We start from the raw sequence: 25,361 nt of genomic DNA on the forward strand, positions 1-25,361 counted from the left end.
AAAAAACCAATCAATTATTTTTTAAAGTGCTTACATCTAATTGGATGTCTTTAATTGGCTTGTTTTTGTGATATAATAGTCTTATCTTTATATAGAGGTAGAGTTATGAAAGAAACTGTTTATTTTGGAACTTACACACGTCGTACTTCCCAAGGGATTTACAAGGCTGACTTTGATACAGAAACTGGTCAGCTTTCAAACCTAGAACTTTTTGCAGCTGAGCCAAGTCCAACCTACCTTGCCTTTGACCAGCACCAACACCTATACACTGTTGGTAGTCAAAATGGCAAGGGGGGCATTGCAGCCTATCAAACTGACGGGACTTTATTAAATCACGTCGTTGAGGAGGGAGCCCCCCACTGTTATGTTGCCGTTGATGAAAAGCGTGATTTGGTCTATGCAGCCAACTACCATAAAGGACAGGTCCTTGTTTATAAACGTCAGGAGGATGGGAGTCTTTTACTTAGTGATGTAGATCAACACAGTGGCCAAGGTCCACATGAGAATCAAGCTTCCCCCCATGTTCACTATACAGATTTAACACCTGACCACTATCTAGTGACCTGTGATTTGGGTACTGACCAAGTTATCACTTATGACCTTGATCAAGAAGGGAAATTATCTAAGCTCTATACCTACAATAGTATTCCTGGAGCTGGTTCTCGTCATATTGTTTTCCATAACCACTATAAAATCGCTTATCTCATTTGTGAACTCAATAGCACTATCGAGGTTTTAATCTACGATGGCGTTGGCGAATTTGAACGTATGCAGGTCATTTCAACTTTACCAGAAGCTTACGAAGGCTTTAATGGAACCGCTGCTATTCGTCTCTCTAAAGACGGTAAATACCTCTACGCTTCTAACCGTGGCCATGATTCTATCGCAGTATATACCATCCTTGCGGACGGTAGCTTAGAGTTGCTAGAAATCGTTCCAACACATGGTCAGACCCCACGTGATTTTGATTTGACACCTGACCAAAAATTTCTCATTGTTGTCCATCAAGACTCTGACAATGCAACTGTCTTTAAACGTAATTGTGACAATGGTCGTCTAGCAGAACTTTCCAACGACTTCCATGTTCCCGAAGCAGTCTGCATCCGTTTTGCTCCTTAATAAAACATATAAAAAATGAACTTGGAATTTTCAAGTTCATTTTTTCTTATAGTCTATTTCCGACATTAATACGGTTAATGGCACGTTGCAGTGCAATCTTAGCACGACGTTCTTGGTCAATCAAGTGTTTGTCTTGTGCTTCTTCAATTGCACGTTCTGCACGAAGTTTGGCACGTTCTGCACGACTGATATCGATATCACGAGCACGTTCTGCAGAGTCAGCGACGATTGTAATCATATCATTGGCAATTTCAATAACACCGCCGTTTACTGCAATCCAGTTCACGTGATCTTCGTCATCAATACGTTTTACCTTTACTTCATCAACTGCTAAAACCGCAATCATATTTTCATGTCGTGGCAAGATCCCCATCTCACCATCCAGAGTTCGAACCGATACATAGCTGGCATGGTGATCATAGACGAGACCATCTGGTGTCACGATCTGGACAGTTAACTGAGCCATAGATCACCTCTTAAAATCCCATTTTTTCAGCTTTTGCAATCACATCTTCGATAGAACCTACACCACGGAAGGCATCTTCTGGCAAGTGGTCGTATTTACCATCAAGGATTTCCTTAAAGCCACGTACCGTTTCAGCAACTGGAACATAAGAACCTGGCTGACCAGTAAATTGTTCCGCAACGTTGAAGTTTTGTGACAAGAAGAACTGGATACGACGGGCGCGAGCAACCAAGGTCTTTTCTTCATCAGAAAGCTCATCCATACCAAGGATAGCAATGATATCTTGCAATTCATGGTAACGTTGAAGAACGCGTTTTACTTCAGCAGCAACTGCATAGTGCTCTTCTCCAACGATTTCAGGTGCCAAGGCACGTGAGCTTGAAGCAAGTGGGTCAACGGCTGGGTAGATACCCAATTGTACCAACTTACGTTCCAAGTTAGTTGTTGAATCCAAGTGAGCGAAGGCTGTTGCTGGCGCTGGGTCAGTATAGTCATCCGCTGGCACATAGATAGCTTGGATAGAGGTTACAGACCCCTTCTTAGTTGATGTGATACGTTCTTGCAATTGACCCATTTCTGTAGCAAGTGTTGGTTGGTAACCAACGGCTGATGGCATACGACCCAAAAGGGCAGATACTTCTGAACCAGCCTGAGTGAAACGGAAGATATTATCGATAAAGAGAAGTACGTCTTGGCCTTCCACATCACGGAAGTATTCAGCGATTGTCAAACCAGTAAGGGCAACACGCATACGTGCTCCTGGCGGCTCATTCATCTGACCAAATACCATGGCTGTTTTCTCGATAACGCCTGATTCTTTCATTTCCCAGTAAAGGTCGTTCCCCTCACGAGTACGTTCCCCAACACCGGTAAATACTGAAATACCACCGTGTTCTTGGGCAATGTTGTGAATCAATTCTTGGATTAAGACGGTTTTACCAACTCCGGCACCACCGAAGAGTCCAACTTTACCACCTTTAAGGTAAGGGGCAAGAAGGTCGATAACCTTAATCCCTGTTTCAAGGATTTCAGAAGAGGTAGACAACTCATCAAAAGTTGGAGCTTTTTTATGAATTGGCTGACGCTCTGCGTCTTCTGTAAAAGGAGCTTCCAAGTCAATGGTATCTCCCAAAACATTGAAGACACGTCCCAAAGTTTCTTTACCTACTGGTACAGAGATTGGACGACCTGTGTCCAATACTTCCATTCCACGAGTCAACCCATCTGTTGATTCCATGGCGATAGTACGGACCATACCATCTCCCAACTCCAAGGCTACTTCAAGGACGATTTTTGTTTTTCTTTCGTCATTTTTGTAGACGACAAGTGCATTGTTAATCTCAGGAAGTTTTTCCCCTGCTGCAAACAAGACGTCTACAACGGGACCGATAACCTGAGCAATTTTACCTGAACTCATCTCCTTCTCCTATTCTATATAAGATACTGTCGGTTCCTAGCTCAACTAGGTCCTAAGTTCATTTTCATACGAGCTGGACTAGAGCCTATTCTAAGGCACTAGCTCCTGCTACGATTTCTGTAATTTCTTGTGTAATCGCCGCCTGTCTGGCACGGTTATACTGAATTGTCAAATCATTGATGACTTTCTTAGCATTATCTGTCGCTGTTTGCATGGCTGTCATACCAGCAGCATTTTCAGCTGTCTTGGCATCGATAATGGCACCGTAAATCATACTTTCTGCAAACTGTGGCAACAACTGCTCCAAAATTTCTTCTCGGCTGGTTTCCAATTCAAAAGTTAAGCTATAGTCTTCATCCGCTTCATTTGGATCCAAGTCAACAATCGGAAGCATTTGTTCCACACGCATTTGACTGGTTAGCGTATTGACATGGTGGTTGTAGCAAACATAAAGCTCATCAAAGAGTTCATTTTGGTACATTTCAACAGTTTTTGAAATAATCTTACGAACTTGATCAAAGCTAGGTTGGTCTGCCAAGCCACGTAGTTCATAAAGTGGTTGAATACCGCGAGCCTTAAAGAAATCAGCTCCCATTCCACCGATACAAATCATTTCAAAACCTGTACCGTCTGGGTGGTATTCTTCTTTCAACTCCATAACGGCTTTCAGAATAGAGGAATTATAACCTCCAACCAAACCGCGATCTGAAGTGATGACGATATAGCCTGTCTTCTTCACAGGACGGCTAATCAGCATGGGATTGGTTGAACCACCAGCTCCATTACCATGAAGAATATCTGTCAAAAGTTTGCGAACCTTCTGAGCGTAAATTTGGAAGTTGCGAGCAGCTTCTTCAGAGCGACCTAGCTTAGCAGCCGATACCATTTGCATGGCATTAGTGATTTGACTCGTATTTTTTGTTGAGGCGATTTTTGTTTTAATATCATTTAGAGATACTGCCATCTGACACCTCTATTCTTACTGGAAGCTGGTTTGATTGAGAAACTCTGTAATCGCAGCATCCAAGACTGCTTCTTCTGGCAAGTCTTTTGTATCACGAATGGTTTCCAAAATCTCTGGGTGTTGAGCGTCAAAGAAGGCATGGAACTCTTCCTCGAAACGAACAATATCATCTACTGGAACAGTATCCAAGAAACCATGTGTCAAAGCATAAAGAATGGTTACTTGTTTCTCAACAGGTAATGGTTTGTGAACAGGTTGTTTCAAGACCTCAACGGTACGACGGCCACGGTTCAACTTAGCCTGTGTTGCTGCGTCCAAGTCAGAACCAAACTTAGTGAAGGCTTCCAATTCACGGTATGAAGCAAGGTCGATACGAAGTGTACCAGCAACCTTCTTCATGGCTTTGATTTGCGCAGAACCACCTACACGTGATACAGATGAACCCGCATCGATGGCTGGACGAATACCCGCATTGAAGAGACCATCACCAAGGAAGATTTGTCCATCAGTGATTGAAATCACGTTGGTTGCGATATAGGCAGAGATATCTCCCGCTTGTGTCTCGATAAATGGTAGGGCTGTAATTGATCCACCACCAAGTTCATCAGAAACTTTAGCTGAGCGCTCAAGCAAACGGCTGTGAAGGTAGAAAACATCCCCTGGGAAGGCTTCACGACCTGGAGGACGACGAAGCAAGAGTGACAGTTCACGATAAGCTACCGCTTGTTTTGATAAATCATCATAAACAATCAAAACATGTTTCCCTTGATACATAAATTCTTCCGCCATGGCAACCCCAGCATAAGGAGCTAGGAAGAGCAATGGAGATGGTTGTGAAGCAGAGGCTGTCACAACGATTGTGTAATCCAAGGCACCGTACTGACGAAGTGTTTCTACTTGCGTACGAACTGTTGATTCTTTTTGTCCAATCGCTACGTAGATACAGATCATGTCTTGATCTTTTTGGTTCAAGATTGTATCAATCGCAATGGTTGTTTTCCCTGTCTGACGGTCACCGATAATCAACTCACGTTGACCACGACCAATCGGTACAAGGGCGTCAATAGCTTTCAAACCAGTTTGCAATGGTTCTGATACAGACTTACGTTGCATAACACCAGGAGCTGGCGCTTCTACTGGACGAGTTTTATCAGTGTGGATTTCTCCAAGACCGTCAACCGGACGACCAAGCGGATCCACAACACGACCAATCAGACTTTCACCTACTGGGACTTCCATGATTTTACCTGTACGGCGGATTGTATCGCCTTCACGGATATCTGTAAAGTCACCTAGGATGATAATACCAACGTCTGTTGACTCCAAGTTTTGAGCCATACCATAAGAGCCGTTTTCAAAAATCAACAACTCTCCACTCATGGCATTTTCAAGGCCATGAGCACGCGCGATACCATCCCCGATATAGGTTACAACACCTGTTTCAGTCACATCAAAATTGGGTTTGAAATTTTCAATTTGTTGCTTAATTAAAGCGCTGATTTCTTGTGCGTTAATTGCCAAAAGAACACCACTTTCTATTTCAAATTTTCTTTAACAACTTTAAGTTGTTGTTTAATACTCACATCAATTGTCTTGTGATTGGCAAAAATGACAAAACCACCAATGAGACTTTCATCGATTTCTTCTTTTACACTCCTTACTTTCAGAGACATTTTTTTCTCAATCAAAGGGAGCAAGCGACTCTTTTGTTCATCTGTTAAAGGATGAGCTGAAGTAATCGTCACTTCAAATCGATTTGTTTCTTTTTCAAGTCGGTTCAAGCAATCTACAAGCACATCATAAAAAAGATTTACTCTGTGATTGTAGGCCAGAACCTGGATAAAGTTTTGTAATAAAGGTGACACAGAGTCTTGGAAAAAAGCAATCGTTTTTTTCTTGTCAGACTCATCTACTGTCACTTTTTTTAAAAAAGAAGGTAAACCTGTTTCTTCAGCAACTTGCTTGATTTGAGTCAAGTCTGAAAAGATACGGGCTTCTTCTCCTTTTTCAAGTACCAATTGGACAAAAGGCATGCTGTATTTTTCAATTACCTTTACTGTTTTCTTGTCCATTAAGCTTCTCCTAGCTGATCGATATACTGATCAATGAGTTCTTTATGGGCATGACCGTCAAGGTTTTGTGAGATGATTTTACCAGCTAGGCTGATGGTCAAATCTGCTACCTCACCCTTAACGCTTTGTAAAGCTTCAGCTTTGTTTTGAGCAATTTCTTGGTTTGCTTTTTCTTTTAAGCGTCCTGCTTCTAGTTTAGCATCTACTAAAATACTAGCCTTACTTTTCTCAGCTGTTGCTTTCGCATTCTCAATGATTGCCTTGGCTTCTTTACGGCTACCAGCCAATTCATCTTCGCGTTTTTGAGCCAATACTTCTGCTTTTTGACGGGCTTCTTCAGCACTGTCAATATCAGTAGCAATTTTTTCAGCTCTTTCTTCGAAAATGCCTGTAATATTAGACCATGCAAATTTTTTAATCAAGACTAGCAAAAGAATAAAAGAGCCAGTGATTAAAATAAAATTACCAATCAATTCACCTACTGTTACGTGCATCAGTTACTCCTTTCTATTCCTCTTCAATATTAATCTTATTCCCTAAATACACAGATGTCAAAAGAGTAAAGACATAAGCTTGGATGCAGGAAATAAAGACAGAAAATGCAGTCCAAGCCAAATTAGCTCCAAAGGCTACTGGATACCAATAAATAGCTTGGTGGGAAAGAAGAAGTAACAAACTCGTCATGACCTCTCCTGCAAAGATATTCCCAAAAATCCGCAAAGCCAAAGATAAGAAGTTTGTAAATTCTTCCAAGATATTCATCGGTATGACAAAAACAGGACTCATAAAAGATTTTATACTTTTTTTAAATCCACGACGACGAACGCTTTCTATATGTGTCAACAAAATGACAAGAAAAGATAAGGTTAAGTCATACTGTAAATTAGCGGTTGGCGAACTCCACCAGTTAGTCCCATCGATCGTTTGAAGCTTTGTCATTAAGCCAAGGTTATTGGCAATCACCATGAAAAGAAATAAACAAAGGAAAAAGAGTGAGTAATCTTTCATGTAGCGCGAACCAATGTTAGGTTCTGTAAATCCAATAACAAAGTCATAGACATACTCAAGTACATTTTGCTTTCCTTTGGGTTTCAAGGTCATATTGCGGCTTGCCCAATAAATAAAGACAAAAATAACTCCCACAATCAACAAGGTCATGGCTAACATAGTCAGATTGAAGATAACAGGACCAATAGAGATGATTGGATTAATACTTTCTTCCATCTAAAATCCTCCCTTTTCTTCTCGTTCCATGTATTTATTTGATAATAAATGAGAAGACAAGAGTTACAAAGAAAGTTCCTTCAATAAAGGCAACACCTAAAAACATCAAACTACGAAACTCAGAAAGCATATCTGGTTGGCGTGCTACTGATTTAAACAGTCCATTCATCAATAAACCTTCACCGACAGATACGCCCATACAGGCAATACATAAGCCTAAAAATGTTAAATTCATAACGAATTCTCCTTTAAAATAAAATTTACTTACTTAGTGTAGTCCTAAAATTTAAATTTGTCAACTTTTTTTGCACATTGGAAGCGTTTAATGAAAATTACTTCCATTTTCTTTCGTATTTCACTCTATTCTGAAAAGCTTGTGTATATTTACTGAAGCTAGCAAGTCTTACCTGTAAATTTAATGAAAGCAACACAAAATCCGAGAGGGGAATCTCGGATTAAGGTCAATTTAAAAAAATAGAGAGTGTTAAGTTTAAATATAGGATTTCAAAATATCGACGGCATCGCTTCTTTTCTTAACCTGATAGGACTTGATTACCAATTTCTCAGCTGTCATTGCATTGTACCCAATATTGCCCAGAAAGACACAATTTGTAGGATTTAACTGGTATTTATCAAGAATCTCCTTCATACTTATGTCAAGCCCCCTCTTTACTTTATGATTTCATATTCTCCTTACAAATCCTTTTGGTAATAATATCTTTGCCCAATGTAGGGATAGTCTTGTAAGGTAAAGACTTCCTTGTAGCCATGCCTTTTATAAAAATCTGGAGCTTGAAACTGGTAAGTATTGACAAAAGCAAAACGACAGTCTCGATTCTTAGCTTCAGTTTCTGCTTGCTGCAATAGTTTTGAACCGATTCCTTGTCCTCTCAATTCCTCTTTTACAAATAAATACTCGATTTCTAGCCAATTTCCAAAAGTCTCTGCTATCAAACCTGCCAGGAGATTGCCCTTTTCATCTTCGACATAAAGATTAAGTGGCTCACTTTCGGCATCTTCTCGTTTTGAACGGTTATAAACACGAATCAAATTCCCAATTTCTTGTGCTTTCTGAGACTCCTTGTTTTCCAATCTAAAGTACATCTAAACCTCCTCAAACACTATTACAACTTGATTATAGTCTTATTTCAATAGACTGTCAAACTAGCAAAAACCCACCAACCTGAGTTGGTGAGTCTTTAATCTATTTTCTAAATTTCCACTGGCTATAAATCCCGAAACCGATAATCCAGATAGCTGAACCAATTGCTCCTACAAATGTAGACTCTTGTAAAAAGAGGGTTACAAAGACAAAGGCAAAGAAGAGCATGGTTAAAGGATTTAAGAAACGATAATGGGGCATGAGATAGCCATCCGCCATAAAATCCTGTGACTTGCGGTATTTAAGGTGAGCCACCATAATCAAGATATAAATGGCAATATAGACACCTGATGATGATGCCGTAATCAAGGCAAAGGCATCCGAAACTCCTGGCAAGACGTTGATAAAGGCTGCTAGGGCAATCAAAATCGCTGAGGCAATGATGGCATTTTGTGGTACATTGTGGCGAGAAAGAGTATCTGCTTTAATAGCCTTTAGGAAGCGATTTGGCGAATCATGGGCAATCTGGTACAAATGGCGCCCTGTTGAATAAAGGGTTGAGTTAAGAGCAGATGCTGCTGACGTCAAAACAACGAAGTTAATCAAGGCCGCTGCCCACTTGATACCTGCCAATTCAAATACTGTTACAAAGGGAGAATCAGCTGATGCAAGTTCACGCCACGGAATGATAGCCATGATGGCTAAGAGGGCACCCCCATAGAAAAAGGCGATACGCAAAGGAATTTCCTTAACGGCTTTTGGCAAGACCTGACGTGGATTTTTGGTTTCTGAAGTCGTTACCCCGATAAACTCAATCATGAGGTAGGCAAAGAAAACCATCTGGAAGGCCATAACAAAGTTAACTCCACCATTTGGAAAGAGAGAGAAATTGTCGGCAATATTGGCTAAACTTGCTACTCCATGGGGTGTCTTAAAGCCTGTCAAGACCATAAAGACTCCTGTCGCAATCATGGCTAAAATAGCCACAATCTTGACCATAGCAAACCAAAACTCAACTTCTCCAAAGAGCTTCACCGCGATTAGGTTGACCAAGGCTAGAATGGTCAAAAATCCAATCTCAATCATCCAACTCGGCCAAGTTGGGAACCAAAATTGCACATAATGTGCGATAGCAGTGATTTCCGCCATACCGATAAAGACAACAGATAGCCAGTAAGACCAAACCGAGAAATAGCCCCAGCCCTTACCCAAATGGCGTGTGATAAAGTTGATAAAGGTATGTTGCTCAGGGTCTTGGTAAAGCATTTCACCAACAGCACGCATCATGAGGAACATGAAAGCCCCAGTAATCATATAAATCAGTACAATGGAAGGACCTGTTAGGCTGATAGAGCGACCCGCTCCCAGAAAGAGTCCTGTTCCGATTGTTCCCGCAATGGCCATAACCTGCACGTGACGATTGGTTAGACCACGCTCCATCTTATTTTTTTTCTTCTTTGAACTCATATCGTCTCCAATTCAATTTAAAATGGAAAAAGGAGTGAGTGAAGCGCATAGCCTCCCCACTCCTTTTTTCTGTTTTTAGGCTGTTTTTTCAACCTTCAAGATTTTTACATCATAGCTACCAACAGGTGTTTCAATGGTTGCTGTGTCACCTGTTTTCTTGCCAATCAAGGCTTGTCCAATTGGGCTTTCATTTGAAACTTTACCTGCAAAGGCATCCGCACCCGCTGAACCTACAATAATATAAACTTCTTCTTCGTCCTCACCAATTTCTTGGATGGTGACTGTTTTACCAATCGCTACTTCGTCTTGGGCAACTGCGTCGCTATTGACGATTTCAGCATAGCGGATTTTTGTTTCCAAGCTAGAGATTTGTCCTTCAACAAAGGCTTGTTCATCCTTAGCTGCTTCGTACTCACTGTTTTCTGAAAGGTCACCGTATGAACGGGCAATCTTAATGCGTTCTACCACTTCTGGACGGCGGACCAATTTCAATTCTTCTAATTCTTTTTCAAGTTTTTCCTTTTCCTCAAGGGTCATAGGATATGTTTTTTCTGCCATTTTTCTCAACTTTCTTCTGATGATATTTTCGAAAGAAAATTATGTGAAGTATCACATAATTTTAGTTTGTTTGGTTTAATTTGCTGTTGACATGTTCAGCAACATTGCGATCGTGGTCTTCTTGATTGTTAGCATAGTAGACCTTGCCATCTGTGACATCTGCTACAAAGTAGAGGTTATCGCTCTTAGTTTGATTGATGCTTGACTCAATCGCATCCAGACTTGGACTATCGACTGGACCAGGCATGAGACCTACATTTTTATAAACATTATAAGGTGAATCAATGTTGGTATCAATCGCAACATCCTCAGCTAGGCTGATATTTTGCCCCAGTTTTCCTTGGGCATACAAGATTGCAATATTACTTTGAAGTGGCATATCACGATTCAAACGATTGTAGAATACACCTGCAATGAGCTTACGATCTTCTGTCTTGGCACCTTCTTTTTCGACCAAGGAAGCAATGGTCAACAACTCATTGACAGTCAAGTTTTTAGATTTGATAGTACTATAGTAAGGAGATAGGTTCTTATCCGTAGCCGCCAACATCTCATCAATCAAGCTTTCAACAGTTGTGCTTTCCTTGATAGAGTATGTAGCTGGGAAAAGGTATCCTTCCAAACGATAACGAGCCCCACTTTCCTTTGTAGGCAAGCTTTCAAGTAGACTCGGATATTTGGCAACTTCTTGACTGATAAAGTTCTCATCTTGAACTTTAGCCAAGAAAGCCTCCGCTGTCAAAGGCTCTTTGAAGTCACCTTGCAATTGACCTACCGCTTGTGCAATTTGATCAATCGTATAACCTTCTGGAATTGTCAAAGTCGCAAGGACAGGTTCTTGCGGTTCATCTGTTCCACCTTTTTGCAACTCTTTGAGTAAGTCTTCTGTACTCATACTCTTTTGCAAATTGTAGTAACCTGCTTTCAAGTCGGTATAATTTTTATACTTGGCATAAAAGCTAAAAATCAGACCATGCTTTACCAAACCAGCTTTTTCAAGCGTCGTACCGATTTCTTGAACGTTTGAACCGTCAGGAATTTGAACCGTCACATATTTCTTAGAATTAGCATCGATGGGTAACAAAGAATCTAGCACGTACTGGTAACCAAAGTAACCACCTGCTGAGAGCAAGGCAAGGAATACAAGGAATGAAATCACAAAGGCTTTCACATGTGACTTCTTCTCTTTCTTAGGCTTAACGGGTTTTGCTCCTTCTCTACGGCTACGACGTGGTGTATCGCTGATGATATCCACTGTTTCTGTAGCAGGCGTAGGTGTTTCTGGACCTGCTTGTTCTGCTTTTTTCTCTGCTGTCTTATAGGAAACAGCTACCCTTGTTGGGGTTTCATTGTATTCTCTTTCAAGTTTCTTAGGTCTAACAGGACCTGGTCCTGGTCTTGAACCACTTTCTTCCGCTGGAGAAGAAGGTACATCTTGACTTGGGTGAGTCGGCACGGTAGGAGCTTTTCTCATAATCTCCTCTACCGTTGACAAGGAATCAGCCATGAGTTCTTCAGCTGAAGCTTCATTTGCAGGAGTGCGAACTACTGCCTCATCTTCTTTCAGAACTTCATCATAGCCTTTTACTTTTTCTAAATCTCTCAGAATCTGCTCTTTAAAGCTTAATTTCTCTTCTTCTCTTGACTTTTCACTCAAAAGTTTTTCCTCCTTGTTGACAATCCATAATATTATATCTTAAAAGTCCAAGAAAAGCAACCTATGATACTTTTCCTAGCTTATTTTTTCGTTTCCCAGACCATATCATACCAGGTTTCCCCTGCAAAGGTTGACTGGGACAAGCCTTCGTTGATAAATTCATGTTTTTCATAGTAGGCGATGAGATAGTCATGGCAGGTTAGGTTAATGCCATCTCTCTCATCTTCAAGAGCCAGTTCTTTCAAGACTGTTAGCAATTGCTGACCCAGTCCGAGGCCCTGTGCCTCCTTGGCAATAGAAAGACAGGTCACAGAGATATAACCACCAGTCTCATGACTATAATCTTCTATCTCTTCTGTAAAAGACTGGTCTTGTAGATAGCGGTGAGGGGCAACTGGCCCTTCGATATAACCAATAATCTTACCCTCTTTTTCTGCAACCAGAAACGAGGTCTGAATTTCTCGCAAATGTGCCTCAAAAACAGAGCGAGGAATGGCTTCTTCAATCGAGAAATTTTCTAGTTCAATCTCAACAATCCGATCCAAATCTTCTAATCTTGCTTTCCTAATTTCCATTGTGCCTCCAGATAAAAGGGATTAAACCAAATCATACTAAATCCCTGGCTAGTTGCATAAAGCGAAGTTTCTTCATCAATAAAACCGTTCATTTCAAAATAGGAAAGCAGCTCATCAGGACTCTCCAAACGAATCCCTTTGTAATCCAGCTCAACTGCCACCTCTTTCAAGGCTGCAAGAAGAAGTGTTCCCAAGCCCTGTCTCTGATGGTCAGACTCAATGACTAAAGAATGTACTTTTAGACATTGCGGATTGTCTGACTGGGGACTTGATAGAATATAGCCTAAAAGTTTGTTTTCATCCCTAGCTAGAAGAAAGGTATCCGCACACTTACGGATACTTTCTTCTAAAATATGGGAAGGTTGCTGCTTTTCAGCTGGAAAAGACGAAGTTTGAATCGCCTCTATCTCAGCCAAATCAGACTTGCTTGCCTGAATGATCTTAATTGGAATTTCCATGGGAGCATCCTATTGAACATTACTTGTCAAATTAGACAAGAGACGCTCAAATGAGTATTCATAGGTTTGGATGTCTCCTGCTCCCATAAAGACATAGACAGCATTGTCATGGTCAAGGAGTGGAGAAACATTTTCAACAGTAATGACTTGGTGTTTCTTGTTGATTTTATTAGCTAGGTCTTCTACCTTAACATCCCCATGATCCACTTCACGAGCTGACCCATAAATTTGCGCTAGATAAACAGCATCCGCTTGGTTCAAAGCGTGAGCAAATTCGTCCAACAAGGCAATGGTTCTTGTAAAGGTATGCGGTTGGAAGACTGCTACAATTTCCTTGCTTGGGTATTTCTGACGAGCCGCATCCAAGGTCGCAATAATTTCTGTTGGATGGTGGGCAAAGTCATCAATAATCACTGTGTCATTGACAATTTTCTCAGTGAAACGACGCTTAACACCAGCAAATGTTTTCAAGTGCTCACGCACCAAGTTCAAATCAAATCCTGCTGTGTAAAGAAGACCAATAACGGCTGTCGCATTCATGATATTGTGACGACCAAAGGTTGGGATGTGGAATTGACCCAATTCTTGTCCACGGAAGTGAACGGTGAAGGTTGAACCAGTTGTTGAACGAAGAAGCTCACTAGCTACAAAATCATTACCTTCTGCTTCAAAACCATAATAATAAATCGGAGCATCAGACGTAATCTTACGCAATTCTGCGTCTTCACCATAGACAAAAAGACCCTTGGTAATTTGTTTAGCATAGTCGTTAAAAGCGTTGAAAACATCCTCTAGACTTGTGAAATAGTCTGGATGGTCAAAGTCAATGTTGGTGATAATAGAGTATTCTGGGTGGTAAGGCATAAAGTGGCGTTCATATTCGTCAGATTCAAAGACAAAATATTTGGCATTGGCCGAACCACGACCTGTCCCATCCCCAATCAAGAAGCTAGTGTCTGTGATGTGAGATAAGACATGAGACAACATACCTGTCGTTGAAGTTTTTCCATGCGCTCCTGCTACTCCCATGCTAACAAAGTCACGCATAAAGCTACCTAGAAATTCATGGTAACGTTTGTAGCTGATACCATTTTGGTCCGCATAGGCGATTTCGACGTTGTTATCTGGACGAAAGGCATTTCCAGCGATAATTTCCATATCACCGTCTAGGTTCTTTTCATCAAAAGGAAGAATGGTGATTCCTACCTGCTCAAGACCACGTTGAGTAAAGTAGTACTTTTCAACATCTGATCCCTGTACCTTATGCCCCATTTGGTGCAACATCAAGGCCAAGGCACTCATCCCTGATCCCTTAATTCCGATAAAATGATATGTCTTTGACATGTTTCCTCCCCTATTCTGTAATTCTTGTCAGATTCAACTCTTGTGCAACCTGACGTTCTTGTTCTGTTTGTTTACTTTTTTTATTGTAAATTTGGCTCTTCTTTAGAAAATCATAGTTGTTTTTCTTTGGAGCAGGTGCTGACACTTCTTCACTCTTGGTAGGGATAGAATGAACTTCTTCCGCCAAGATATAATGAGACTGGGTCAATTTTTGGCTATATTTGACAAATTCACCAGGATTTTCCTTTTGGAAAGGCGCTGTCGGTTGATTGCCCTGTCTAAGAAGGCCTGATTTAGAATGACGTCTCGCACGGCTGAAATCCTGAGTTAAATAGTTGGCAGAGCGTTTCTTTTTCAAGTCTGCACGCGCTTCTTCACGCGCCACCTCTGCATAGCTCTTTCCTTCTTTTTTCACCCCTAAAGGAGCTTTTTTAGGTTTCTCGACTTGCTTTTCAATCGGTTTTACTGGCGCCTCTTCAGTAATAGGAGCCCATTCTAAATAATTTTTATCTCGATACTCACCCTTGATATTACTGATCAGATCAGACTCATCGTACAAGTTCATGACTGGCATTTCAGTCAGCATGACCTCGTCATCTGACACCAATGGAAATCGTTCTTGTTTCATTTTCTATTTCCTTTCAACACTTCATTATAGCGTATTGTCTTGATTTTTCAAGTGCTGGCTTCAGAAATTCCCAAAATTTCTCTAATTTCTGCTAGGGTCAGACTGCCACGTGACTCTGTGCCGTCCAATACTTGTGACACCAGATGTTTCTTTTGTTCTTGGAGTTCCTGAATTTTTTCTTCAATGGTTCCCCTGGTCACTAAGCGATAAACCTCAACCGTTTCTTCCTGACCCATCCGATGGGCACGGCCAATGGCTTGCGCTTCCACCGCTGGATTCCACCAAAGGTCAACCAAGATAACGGTATCAGCACCTGTCAGGTTCAGACCGACACCACCAGCCTTGAGGGAAATCAGAAAGGCATCTCTTTCCCCTTGATTAAAGGCCTTGGTCATGTCTTGTCTTTCCTTGGCTGGGGTTGAACCTGTAATTTTAAAGGATGTCAATCCTAAGTCTGGCAGTTCTTGTTCTATTTTTTCCAACATTCCCTTGAACTGCGAGAAAATCAAGACACGGTGTCCACCGTCTGCCACCTGTAGCAGCAGGTCTCGGAGACTATCCAGTTTGCCACTGGCTCCCTGATAATCCTCCATAAAGAGGGCAGGAGTGTCACAAATTTGACGCAAGCGCATCAGACCAGATAAGATTTCCACCCGACTTCGCTGAAATTCCTGATCTGACACTTGAGCCAGACGATCTCGCATCTGTTGCAATTGGGCTAGGTAAATAGCCTTTTGCTGGTCTTCCAGTTCATTCTTATAAACCACTTCAATCAAGTCTGGCAATTCAGTCAGAACTTCTTCTTTCTTGCGCCGCATAACGAAGGGCTTGATAAACTGAGCCACACGCTCGGCTGGCAATTTCATAAATTCTTTCTTACTTGGCAAGAGTCCTGGCATGACGATTTGGAAAATGGACCACAACTCACCCAGATGATTTTCAATAGGAGTTCCTGACAAGGCAAAGACTGACGGTACTACAAATTGTCTCAAGGTCTGGGCAATCTTGGTCTGGGCATTTTTCATAACCTGAGCCTCATCTAAGAAAAGGAAGTCAAAGGCCATCCCCTGATAAAGTTCACTGTCCTGACGGAAGGTGGCATAGCTCGTCACATAAATTTGATGGCTTTCGGCAAGAATCTCTTCACGACTCGTTTTCAAACCATGAACAACAGCCACATCCAACTGTGGAGCAAATTTCTGAAATTCATCTGCCCAGTTGTAGATCAAACCCGACGGAGCGAGAATCAAAACTCGACTTTCTTTTGTCACTTGGCTGGTCAAAAAAGCAATGGTCTGGAGGGTTTTCCCCAATCCCATATCATCAGCCAAAATCCCACCAAAACCATAATGATGGAGCATTTGCAACCAGCCGATTCCCTTTTCCTGATAATCTCGCAAATCAGCCTGAACCTGAGTTGCTTGTCTAGGGAAGTCCTCTGGATGCGTCAAATCGTGGGCCAGATTCTGAAATTCTTGTGAAAAAGAAACACGGTCTCGCCCTTCAAAGAGATGAGCTAAACTGTAGGCCAAGGATTTCCGAGCCTGTAAGGAGCCATCTTTTAATTCAAATTGTCCTAGTTCCTGTAGATTTTGGCGAATTTTCTTGGTTTCTTCATCGAAAAAGTAGACTTGATTAGACGAACCAATGTAAAAATCCTTGTTGGCAACCAAGGCCTGCATGGCTTGGTCGATTTCCTCCTGGGCAATATCTTGAAAATCAAACTGAATTTCCAAGAGACCTCCCTTGGAGGCAATCTGTACTTGAGGGCTTGCTAGGCTATAAAGCTCTTCTAGCTTGTCTGATAGGTCAACATTTCCGAGTTTTTCAAAGACTGGAATGATTTCATGGAAGAAATGATAGACAGACTCTGCTTTTAAGGCCTGACGCCAAGATTGAAAGTCTGCTTCAAATCCAGCTGCCAAACAGACTTGGAAAACTCTTTCTTCTAAGTCCGCGTCACTCGAAAATGGCAATTCTTCTAGCTCTTGTCGGCTAGATACCTGCTTATCTCCATAATCAAACTGAATCTCTAAACGAATCCGATTATCCTCTTCCCTATCAAAGTAAAAAGAGGGTGCAAAAGTTTTGATTTGTAGACGCTCTGGAGCTGAAACGGTCCCCATCTGGCTAAAGAGCGTTAGACAGGAAGCCAACTTATCGCGGTCACTGCTATCAAATTGCAGGTATTTCTTTCCATGCTGATCCAAAGGCAGCGCTTTGATTTCCTTGAGAAGTTGCATCTGCTGGTCTGTTAGAAAATAAACCTGTCCTTTATGGAAAAGCACAGCTCCCTGATAAAAGGCATTGACCCTTGGACTTTCACTGATTTCCATTTCAAAATAATCCGAGTATGCTGTTACTGTAAAGGCAAATAGATTGGCATCAGCATGCATATCCTGAAAAAGCAGAGTCTGATAGCTATCCACTTGATGGTCAAATTGAAAATGCGGCAAGGTCATCAGTAAATTCACACCCTGCTCAAAAAAGGTCAGGGGGAAAAAGAGGTGCCGACCTTGGTTTTGGAAAAAGAGGTCTGGAGCCTGTCCTTCCTCCATTAGTCCGCGCAAGAAAGTCAGAAGTTCTTGACTAGCCTCATCAAAGGCTTCCCAAGACAAGGATTCCTCATAAGTTTTGCCAATCATATAAGACTTTCTCTGCTCGACAATCCTTAAAAAGAGTGGAATATCTCGAATGACATAGTATTTTTGGCTATTGATTTGGCCGATTCTCAGAGTCCACAAGATATGATTGGTTCCTGCTTCCACCTGCCCCACAGCCGATAATTCATAGGCTCGGTCTGATTTTGGAGACAAGATTCGATCCAAAAATTTGCCACCCAAGGTCACCTTGGTTTCAACGGCCTCTTTTTCTTCATGACCTTCTTCCAGACTCTGCAAGATTTCCTGACCACGATCATCATTTTTCAGAAAATGCTCCAGCGCTGCCAAGTGGACACAGTAGCCCCTCTTTTGGAAAAAATCGCAGGCACAAAAAACCAAATCATCCTCTAAACTATAGCGCAGTTCTTCTTCTGCCACGCGAGCATAGAGCCGATTGTTCTTTTCCTTGATGATGTCAACCTTACCAGTTTCATAAAGGGCAACGCCTTCGATACGGACTTTCCCCGGAATCAATTTAGCCATATTTTCACCTTTACCTTATCTTTTTATTATACCATATTTTCCCCTATGAAAATAGCCTTCTAGGAAGACTTTTCTCCTAGAAGGCTGGATTTTTAACGTTTGGCAAAAGTCGTCACAATTCGCTGACAAACTTCTTGCAGCAGAGATTTAGGCATGGCTACATTGAGACGGGCATGGAGACTTCCTTCCTCCCCAAAATCCAAACCACGATTGAGGATAACCTTAGCTTCATTTCTCAACAGCTCTTGCAATGCTTCATCAGTCAGGTCATAGGCTGAAAAATCAAGCCAAATCAAGTAGGTTCCTTGCGGTTTCATAACCTTGATTTTAGTCTCTTTTCCAAATAAATCCACCACGTAATTGATGTGGTCTTCAAAGACTTGCTTGAGTTCCTCTAGCCAACCCTTCCCATAGCGATAAGCAGCTTCTGTCGCCAAATAGCCCAAGCCTGAAATTTCATGCTGATTATTGGTCAACTGGCGTTTCTGGAAAGCCAGTCTCAACTTAGGATTTTCAATAACTGCATAGGAATTTTTTGTCCCAGCAATATTAAAGGTTTTAGTAGCACTGCTCAAGACAATCGCAAATTCTTTAAAGTCAGGGTTGACAGTATTGAAAGACTGGTGTTTGTGACCAAAGAGGGCTAAATCTTGGTGAATCTCATCTGAAACCAAGAAAATACCATATTTTTGACAGAGTTGACCAATCTTCTCCAACACTTCTTTTTCCCAAACACGTCCACCAGGATTGTGAGGATTGCAGAGAATATAAAGTTTGACATCCTCTTCCACCAAATCCTTTTCAAGTTGGTCAAAGTCAATCTCAAACAGACCATCCTTTTCCACCAAAGAATTGGTAATCAATCTACGATTATTCAACTTGACACTGCGAGCAAAAGGTGGGTAGACAGGTGTGTTAATCAGAACTGCCTCGCCTTCTTTTGTAAAGGCTTGAATAGCTGTTGAGATAGCTGGTACCACACCCTCGATAAAGACAAGAGCCTCTTTGTCAAAGTGGTAACCGTGTTGTGTGGCTTCCCACTTTTGAACTTCCTTAATTAACTCATCACTGGCATAGGTATAGCCATAAACCAGTTGATCCGCATAAGTCTGCACGGCTTGGCGGATTTCAGGCAAGACTACAAAGTCCATATCCGCTATCCAAGCTGGTAGAACTTCACTATCCGTTTCTGTTTCTTTCCATTTATAGGTATGGTGCCCTAAACGGTTGGGCAGGCTTGTAAAATCATATTTTCCCATCTTTGTCTTATCCTTCCAAGGCTTGGTGCAAATCTGCAATCAAATCTCTAGCATCCTCAATCCCAATCGACAAACGCAAGAGGTCATCTGTCAAACCATAGGAATGGCGCACTTCTGCTGGAATATCAGCATGGGTTTGAGTCGTTGGATAAGTAATGAGACTTTCTACCCCACCCAAACTTTCCGCAAAAGAGAAGACCTTGAGACTGTTCAAAATATGTGGAATGCGCGTTTCATCGGCTACTTTAAAGGAAATCATGCCCCCACGACCAGTATAGAGAACTTCCTTAACTGCTGGAGAATCCTTCAAAAAGGCAACCACTTCTTGGGCATTAGCTGTTGAGCGCTCCATACGAAGAGACAAGGTCTTGAGACCACGAATCAATTGATAGCTGTCAAATGGTGACAAGACTGCCCCTGTCGTATTGAGATTGTAGAAAAGCTTCTCGTATAGTTCTAAACTATTGGTCACAACCACTCCAGCCAGGACATCATTGTGGCCTGCCAGATACTTGGTTGCTGAATGGAGAACGATATCTGCTCCATCTTCAATCGGACGTTGGTAGATAGGGCTGTAGAAGGTATTGTCCACCACCACTTTGGCACCCTTAGCATGAGCCAATTTTGCTAGTTTTTCGATATCAAATTCCAACATCAAGGGATTGGTTGGCGTTTCGATATAGAGAACATCCACATCCTTCTCCAACTCGACAATCAATTCTTCTTCTGTGTTGGCATAGGTAAAATGGAAACGACCTTCCTGCTCCACTTGATTGAACCAGCGGAAAGAACCTCCATAAAGGTCACGCACCGCCAAGACCTTACTTCCTACTGGAAAGACGCTAAAGGCCAGTACAATAGCTGACATTCCTGAGCTAGTCGCTAGGGCATAGTCTGCTGACTCAATAGCTGCCAAGACTTCCTCAGCCTTACTGCGAGTTGGGTTTTTGGTGCGCGTATAGTCAAATCCAGTAGATTGACCAAACTCTGGATGCTGATAGGTCGTTGAAAAATGAAGCGGTGTCACCAATGCACCTGTCGCTTCATCTGACTTAATACCCGCCTGGGCCAAAATTGTGTTAATGTGTAATTCCTTGCTCATACAATTCCTCCAAATCTATAGTAACTATTGTACCACTTATTTTCATCAACTCATTTTCTTCTTTTCAAGAGCTAGTTATAGTTTTAAACTATATACTTAGATAGTAAAGCTAAAAAGAATCCAGAAAAGCTTCCAGATTCTTTTGTGAAAATGATTGCTAGGGCTTACTTAGACTGAAAGAAATCCTGTTGGGATAAATAATCATAATGCTCTTTGTTAAATTGATATTGGCCCACATGCTGACTAATCTGACCGACATCCACGGAAAAAATATAGGCTTCATTTTGATAGTTCCAGTTCAGCCTAACTGTATTCAAGACTGGCTTATAAGTAAAATCTTTGACTTGATTCCAAGGCATCTCTACGACATGATTAGAATGATTTTCTGTTACATCACTGATGTCCATCAAGTAGATTCCCTTAGGTGTGAATGCCAGAATCTTAGGCTTCACACTCGACTGAACATAGTAACTACCTCCTATAATGAAAAAATCAATAAAGGATTTGAACCATGTCTTTTTCTTGAAAGCCATCAGAAAATTCTTTTGCCCTTCAATGCGACAAGTTGAAAGAAATGATGCAATCTGTTTTTCTGTTGCAAACTCCATAATAGCGCCCATGATGATACCTCCATAACGATTAGTAAATAGGCAGATAAGAGCTCTTCACATAAAAGAAGAACTTATCATTAGTTACATTTTATCTTACTTTTCCAGTAGACAGCATCCCTCCTATTAAATCATCCTAGCATGTGCATACTTCAATCAACATTGGGTAGATTTTCGAAAATAGCTCCTCATATTTATGTTATATTCATTATAACATAAATTCAAGAAACAAAGAAAAAAATGTGAGATTTTTCTTCCAAATTTACCATCATTCTATTAAAAAACGACAGCTTCTTTCGAAACCATCGTTTTTCTTGAAAAATCCTTATTTAACATGTTTTGCCAATTCTTCTTGGGCTTTTTTATTAGATTCTTCTTTTTCTTTCAACCATTTTTCTTTAGCTTTTTCATATTCGTCTTTTGTGACTGTCTTATCTTGTACTTTGAGGTATTTATAGGATTCGACCCCTTTATTACCAGCCAATGAATATGGCGCTGAGAATGGAACTGTTTTTCTCAATGTTGGTGTTCCACCCCGTGAAACATTTGGAATTGCTAGAGAGCTATCTACCAACCAAGCTTGGGCATCAGCATACTTTTCATAGCGTTTTGCAAGATCTTGTTCCTTATTGGCTTCTTCCAACATTTGGGTATAGACATCCAGCCCAACAGCCTTGGCCTTGTCATTAGCTTCACCTGGCTCTAAACCTAGATTTTGCATCAAACCACCAGAATTAACGTTAAATACATCAAGATAGGTTGAAGGATCTTGATAGTCTGGACTCCAACCACCATTGTATAGATCGTAATCTTTCTGAGCTGCAGTCTGAGCCAAATAGCTGGTATTATCAAAGTCTTCAGTAGAAAGTTGTTGAATATCAATTACAACATTTTCTGCACCTAAGGCTGCTTCAATAGATTGCTTCATAGAATTTGCCTCTTGAACACCCTTTTTAACAGCTTGATCAACTGTCATGTCCAAGTGGATAGGGAAGGTTACTCCCTTGGCTTCTAGCTCTTGCTTTGCTTCTGCAAATTTGGCCTTGGCTTTCTCTGGATTGTAGTATGGATCTTGGGCATCCGCGAAGTTGATTCCTTGCCATTCCTTACCATAATTGACCATCTTAGAGGCTACTACTTCACCAAAGTCTTTTCCCTTGATACTTACGAAGTTTGGAGGAACAACCAAGTTACGCAAAATCTTAGTTGCACCATCTTCTCCTTGAGATTGAGCTCCATAGGCTGTACGGTCGTAGGCAAAGTTAATGGCTTGACGGAAGTTCTTGTTAAGAACCGCTTCCTGAGTCGATTTCTTTTCAGCATCACTTGTCTTAGAAGTGAATTTATAAGATTTTCTATCTAGGTTAAAGTTTAAGAAGTAAGAAGTAGCATCTTGCAAGCTATAAATGATATTGTCCTTATTCTTTTCTTTAATTCCTTCAAAGCTTGAACTATTTGGATAAAGACGAGCGTAGCTATAAGCCCCCTCGACAAAGTTACGAGCTAGTGCATCTTGGTCACTACCATCATAATAGGCCAATTTCACATCATCTACAAAGACATTCTTAGCATCCCAGTAGTTAGGATTTTTCTTAAATTCGATGACCGATTTTGAAACAAAGGATTTCATCAAGAAAGGTCCATTGTACAAAATGCTAGATGGATCTACCTTCCCGAAATCATCCCCTTTTGATTTCAAGAAATCTGCATTGACTGGGAAGAGAATAGTTGAGGTTGTTTTTGAGTTCCAGTAAGGTTCTGGTCGTGTCAAGGTATATTGAACCGTTTGGTCATCAAGAGCCTTGACTCCGACAGTTGAAAAGTCGCTTGTTTTACCAGTGATATAGTCATCTAAACCAGCAACGGATTCTTGCACTAAGTACAAGGCTTCTGATTTTTTATCAGCCGCATATTTCAAACCTGTCACAAAATCTTGGGCAGTTACAGGAGCATATTCTTCCCCATCTGCAGTATACCACTTAATATCCTTACGCAGTTTATAGGTATAGGTCAAACCGTCTTGAGAAACAGTCCAATCCTCAGCCAAGGATGGAATATAGTTTCCGTACTGGTCATTTTCCATGAGACCATCTACCAAATTGACCACAATATCACTGGTTGTTGCGCGGTTTTCTGCTAGATAGTTCAAACTAGACGGATCACTTGAATAAACATAATTGTATGTTTTTGACCCTGTGCTAGAATTTCCACAGGCGCTCAATAAAATTCCTGTACCCAGGATAAGACCTGCCAAGGTTAGATATTTGCTCTTAGACTTTTTCATTTCCAGAACCTCCTGCTTTAAATATTTGTTTTATTATACAACGTTTAGTTTGTTTAGTCAATGATTTTTTCTGAAAAAATCGAAAAATACCTCATCTTCTACTTTCAAAAGATAATTTTAGCTGTTTTGACGCTAAAAAAGGAATAAGTTTCAAGTTCTCCTAAAAGATTGTTCAACTTATTCCTTTTATTTATAAATGCTATCTTACGAAAGATTAAATTTTGCTCGCAGGCGATCTGCTTGGGCTTTTCCTATTACCTTATCTAATAAATAGGTACGCAGACTCATAACCATATAAAGTCCACCCCCCATGGCACCGACAAGAGCTACATAAAAGAAGCTCCACAAACGTCCACTTGGTTGGAAGAAAAATCCTAACAGCCACTGGATGGTTCCTATTAACAGAAACATGACTAGGGTCAGCAAACTGATTAAAATGGTTCGCTTCACAATCACCTTGCGCTTAACACCCGTTACCTTACAAATGTCCCGATACATCAAGACGTTAGGAATGATGAGAGCAATGGTTGTTGAAATCAAAGGCCCGTAACTGTGAAAGAGAGCAATGGTTGGTAGTTGTAAGACCAGCTTGGCAATGGAACCATAGATAAAATAGAGAACGGCCTTGCGGTTACGGAACATGGCCTGAAGCATTGGAGACAAGACCATGTACAGGCCTAAAATAATAGACTGCAAAACTGCAAAGACAAATAAGCCCATAGCCAAACTATCTGGCTTACCATAGAAGACCGTATACAGAGGTTCTCCTACCATGACCACTCCAACCGTTGCTGGCAGTAGGAATATAAAAAGCATGGTAATGCTGTCCTGAACGAGACGAGAAACTGCCTTCAAGTCCCCCTTGACATAGTTTTCAGTCAAAAGTGGTAAACCGACACCCCCAATTGAAACTCCAACAGAAATCAAAATCATCGTGATTTTATTAGGATTGGCTGAGAAATAAGAAAACATGACAACCAAGTCCTCGTTGCTGTAGTTGGTAAACCAACTCATACTATTGATAAAGGTCAGCTGATCCAAAATCTGGAAAAGCTGGATGGCAGAGCCTGTCAGGATAAAAGGAATGGCTTCCTTAATGGTATCCATTAACAGGTGTTTGCTGTTAATCTTATCCCCTGTTTCAAGGACTCTTTTGAGTAAGCCTTCTTGAGCAAGGAAATAAATCAAAACTGCAAAACTGGCTACCATACCGACAAAGGCTGCAAAGGTGGATTGGGTAACCGCTGCTAGATAATCTCCTGAACCGAGCTTCATAATGATAAAGGTTGCTAAGAGCATCCAGATAACACGAATGACCTGCTCAGCAATTTGACTCATAGCATAAGGTTTGAGGTTATTCATCCCTTGGAAAAATCCTCGGATAACACTCATAGACGGGAAAATCAAGACTCCCCAAGCCAAGCTTTGCATGATTGGGATCAAGTCTTTACCCACGCCAGACAAGTCTGCTAGCCAAGGAGCAAAGACATACAAGACTAAAGCAAAAACCAGGCCTAGTCCTGTCATAAAGCCTAAAAAGCTCCGAATCAGGGCAAAGCTATGCTCTTCTTCTCGAATGGTATTGTACTTGGCAACTTGCTTGGCCACCGCAACTGGAATCCCTGCTGTTGAAACCAGCAAGAACCAAGCATAGATATTGTAACCCATGGTAAAGAGACCATTTGCCGTAGCTGCATAAGATCCCATCCAGATGTACCAAGGGATAATATAGATGGCCCCGAGTAGGCGACTGATAAAGTTACTAGCCGTTAGCCAAGCAGTCCCCCGTAACATCTGGGCCTGCTGGTGATTGTTTTCGTGCGACATAGATTCCTCATTCAATTTTGATAACTAGGAAAAACTCCTTATCTTCCATTATAAACTTTTCCTTGTTACTTGTAAATTTGCGAC

24 protein-coding genes are annotated in these 25,361 nt (G+C 41.2%); 1 reads left to right on the forward strand and 23 read right to left on the reverse strand.

The genetic code is table 11. The features are described 5' to 3' along the window. The first annotated feature begins 105 nt into the window (after window positions 1–105). Window positions 106–1,119: a lactonase family protein gene (locus tag HT720_RS02445; RefSeq protein WP_173274607.1), complete on the forward strand. Its 1,014-nt coding sequence runs from the start codon at window positions 106–108 to the stop codon at window positions 1,117–1,119. A gap of 46 nt (window positions 1,120–1,165) precedes the next feature. Here HT720_RS02445 and HT720_RS02450 read toward each other — a convergent pair whose 3' ends face one another. The 23 genes from HT720_RS02450 to HT720_RS02560 all read right to left on the reverse strand — a co-directional run bounded on the left by HT720_RS02450 (window position 1,166) and on the right by HT720_RS02560 (window position 25,277). Beyond that, a complete protein-coding gene (locus HT720_RS02450; RefSeq protein WP_000068041.1) occupies window positions 1,166–1,585 on the reverse strand; it encodes a F0F1 ATP synthase subunit epsilon in 420 nt (139 codons plus the stop codon). A gap of 10 nt (window positions 1,586–1,595) precedes the next feature. Next, entirely contained in the window at window positions 1,596–3,002 is a 1,407-nt protein-coding gene (gene atpD / locus HT720_RS02455) for a F0F1 ATP synthase subunit beta (protein ID WP_000094360.1), read from the reverse strand. Window positions 3,003–3,087: 85 nt separating this feature from the next. Next, window positions 3,088–3,966 (reverse strand): F0F1 ATP synthase subunit gamma, encoded by an 879-nt coding sequence (locus HT720_RS02460; RefSeq protein WP_173234258.1) that lies wholly within the window; start codon window positions 3,964–3,966, stop codon window positions 3,088–3,090. Between the two features lie 15 nt (window positions 3,967–3,981). Beyond that, window positions 3,982–5,487 carry a F0F1 ATP synthase subunit alpha gene (atpA, locus tag HT720_RS02465; RefSeq protein WP_173229432.1) on the reverse strand — a complete coding sequence of 502 codons (1,506 nt, stop codon included), beginning with the start codon at window positions 5,485–5,487 and terminating at the stop codon, window positions 3,982–3,984. 14 nt (window positions 5,488–5,501) lie between these two features. Then, complete coding sequence (locus HT720_RS02470) at window positions 5,502–6,038, reverse strand: F0F1 ATP synthase subunit delta (protein WP_173274608.1); 537 nt, start codon at window positions 6,036–6,038, stop codon at window positions 5,502–5,504. Beyond that, a complete protein-coding gene (gene atpF / locus HT720_RS02475) occupies window positions 6,038–6,532 on the reverse strand; it encodes a F0F1 ATP synthase subunit B (protein WP_112444247.1) in 495 nt (164 codons plus the stop codon). Before atpF ends, HT720_RS02470 begins: the two co-directional genes overlap by 1 nt. A 13-nt stretch (window positions 6,533–6,545) precedes the next feature. After that, window positions 6,546–7,262, reverse strand: a complete 717-nt coding sequence (gene atpB / locus HT720_RS02480) for a F0F1 ATP synthase subunit A (RefSeq protein WP_000392851.1) — start codon at window positions 7,260–7,262, stop codon at window positions 6,546–6,548. 34 nt (window positions 7,263–7,296) lie between these two features. Further along, window positions 7,297–7,497, reverse strand: a complete 201-nt coding sequence (locus tag HT720_RS02485; RefSeq protein WP_001054562.1) for a F0F1 ATP synthase subunit C — start codon at window positions 7,495–7,497, stop codon at window positions 7,297–7,299. A gap of 255 nt (window positions 7,498–7,752) precedes the next feature. Further along, on the reverse strand, window positions 7,753–7,911 hold the full coding sequence (locus HT720_RS02490) for a hypothetical protein (RefSeq protein WP_173274609.1): 159 nt from the start codon (window positions 7,909–7,911) through the stop codon (window positions 7,753–7,755). Window positions 7,912–7,955: 44 nt separating this feature from the next. Beyond that, window positions 7,956–8,366, reverse strand: coding sequence for a GNAT family N-acetyltransferase (locus HT720_RS02495; protein WP_173274610.1), 411 nt, complete (start codon window positions 8,364–8,366; stop codon window positions 7,956–7,958). Between the two features lie 100 nt (window positions 8,367–8,466). Then, window positions 8,467–9,831 carry an amino acid permease gene (locus HT720_RS02500; protein ID WP_173274611.1) on the reverse strand — a complete coding sequence of 455 codons (1,365 nt, stop codon included), beginning with the start codon at window positions 9,829–9,831 and terminating at the stop codon, window positions 8,467–8,469. Between the two features lie 75 nt (window positions 9,832–9,906). Next, window positions 9,907–10,389 (reverse strand): transcription elongation factor GreA, encoded by a 483-nt coding sequence (greA, locus tag HT720_RS02505; RefSeq protein ID WP_000818760.1) that lies wholly within the window; start codon window positions 10,387–10,389, stop codon window positions 9,907–9,909. A gap of 61 nt (window positions 10,390–10,450) precedes the next feature. Further along, window positions 10,451–12,046, reverse strand: a complete 1,596-nt coding sequence (gene mltG / locus HT720_RS02510) for an endolytic transglycosylase MltG (RefSeq protein ID WP_173274612.1) — start codon at window positions 12,044–12,046, stop codon at window positions 10,451–10,453. Between the two features lie 80 nt (window positions 12,047–12,126). Further along, the gene (locus tag HT720_RS02515) at window positions 12,127–12,621 is read right to left on the reverse strand and encodes a GNAT family N-acetyltransferase (protein WP_173274613.1); all 495 of its coding nucleotides are present in this window, start codon (window positions 12,619–12,621) and stop codon (window positions 12,127–12,129) included. Then, on the reverse strand, window positions 12,597–13,079 hold the full coding sequence (locus tag HT720_RS02520; protein WP_173274614.1) for a GNAT family N-acetyltransferase: 483 nt from the start codon (window positions 13,077–13,079) through the stop codon (window positions 12,597–12,599). Before HT720_RS02520 ends, HT720_RS02515 begins: the two co-directional genes overlap by 25 nt. 9 nt (window positions 13,080–13,088) lie before the next feature. After that, the gene (gene murC, locus HT720_RS02525) at window positions 13,089–14,423 is read right to left on the reverse strand and encodes a UDP-N-acetylmuramate--L-alanine ligase (protein WP_173274615.1); all 1,335 of its coding nucleotides are present in this window, start codon (window positions 14,421–14,423) and stop codon (window positions 13,089–13,091) included. A gap of 10 nt (window positions 14,424–14,433) precedes the next feature. Then, entirely contained in the window at window positions 14,434–15,051 is a 618-nt protein-coding gene (locus HT720_RS02530; protein ID WP_173274616.1) for a cystathionine gamma-synthase, read from the reverse strand. Window positions 15,052–15,098: 47 nt separating this feature from the next. Continuing rightward, a complete protein-coding gene (locus tag HT720_RS02535) occupies window positions 15,099–18,197 on the reverse strand; it encodes a DEAD/DEAH box helicase (RefSeq protein WP_173274617.1) in 3,099 nt (1,032 codons plus the stop codon). Window positions 18,198–18,289: 92 nt separating this feature from the next. Continuing rightward, the gene (locus HT720_RS02540) at window positions 18,290–19,456 is read right to left on the reverse strand and encodes a MalY/PatB family protein (RefSeq protein WP_173274618.1); all 1,167 of its coding nucleotides are present in this window, start codon (window positions 19,454–19,456) and stop codon (window positions 18,290–18,292) included. A gap of 7 nt (window positions 19,457–19,463) precedes the next feature. Further along, window positions 19,464–20,558: a cystathionine gamma-synthase gene (locus HT720_RS02545; RefSeq protein WP_173218106.1), complete on the reverse strand. Its 1,095-nt coding sequence runs from the start codon at window positions 20,556–20,558 to the stop codon at window positions 19,464–19,466. 164 nt (window positions 20,559–20,722) lie between these two features. Next, the gene (locus tag HT720_RS02550) at window positions 20,723–21,178 is read right to left on the reverse strand and encodes a hypothetical protein (RefSeq protein WP_173218108.1); all 456 of its coding nucleotides are present in this window, start codon (window positions 21,176–21,178) and stop codon (window positions 20,723–20,725) included. A 313-nt stretch (window positions 21,179–21,491) separates the two neighbouring features. Continuing rightward, on the reverse strand, window positions 21,492–23,450 hold the full coding sequence (locus tag HT720_RS02555; protein WP_173274619.1) for a peptide ABC transporter substrate-binding protein: 1,959 nt from the start codon (window positions 23,448–23,450) through the stop codon (window positions 21,492–21,494). 204 nt (window positions 23,451–23,654) lie between these two features. Then, on the reverse strand, window positions 23,655–25,277 hold the full coding sequence (locus HT720_RS02560) for a polysaccharide biosynthesis protein (RefSeq protein WP_173274620.1): 1,623 nt from the start codon (window positions 25,275–25,277) through the stop codon (window positions 23,655–23,657). Window positions 25,278–25,361: the final 84 nt, after the last annotated feature.

Source organism: Streptococcus sp. 68 (assembly GCF_013277415.1).
GTDB lineage: Bacteria > Bacillota > Bacilli > Lactobacillales > Streptococcaceae > Streptococcus.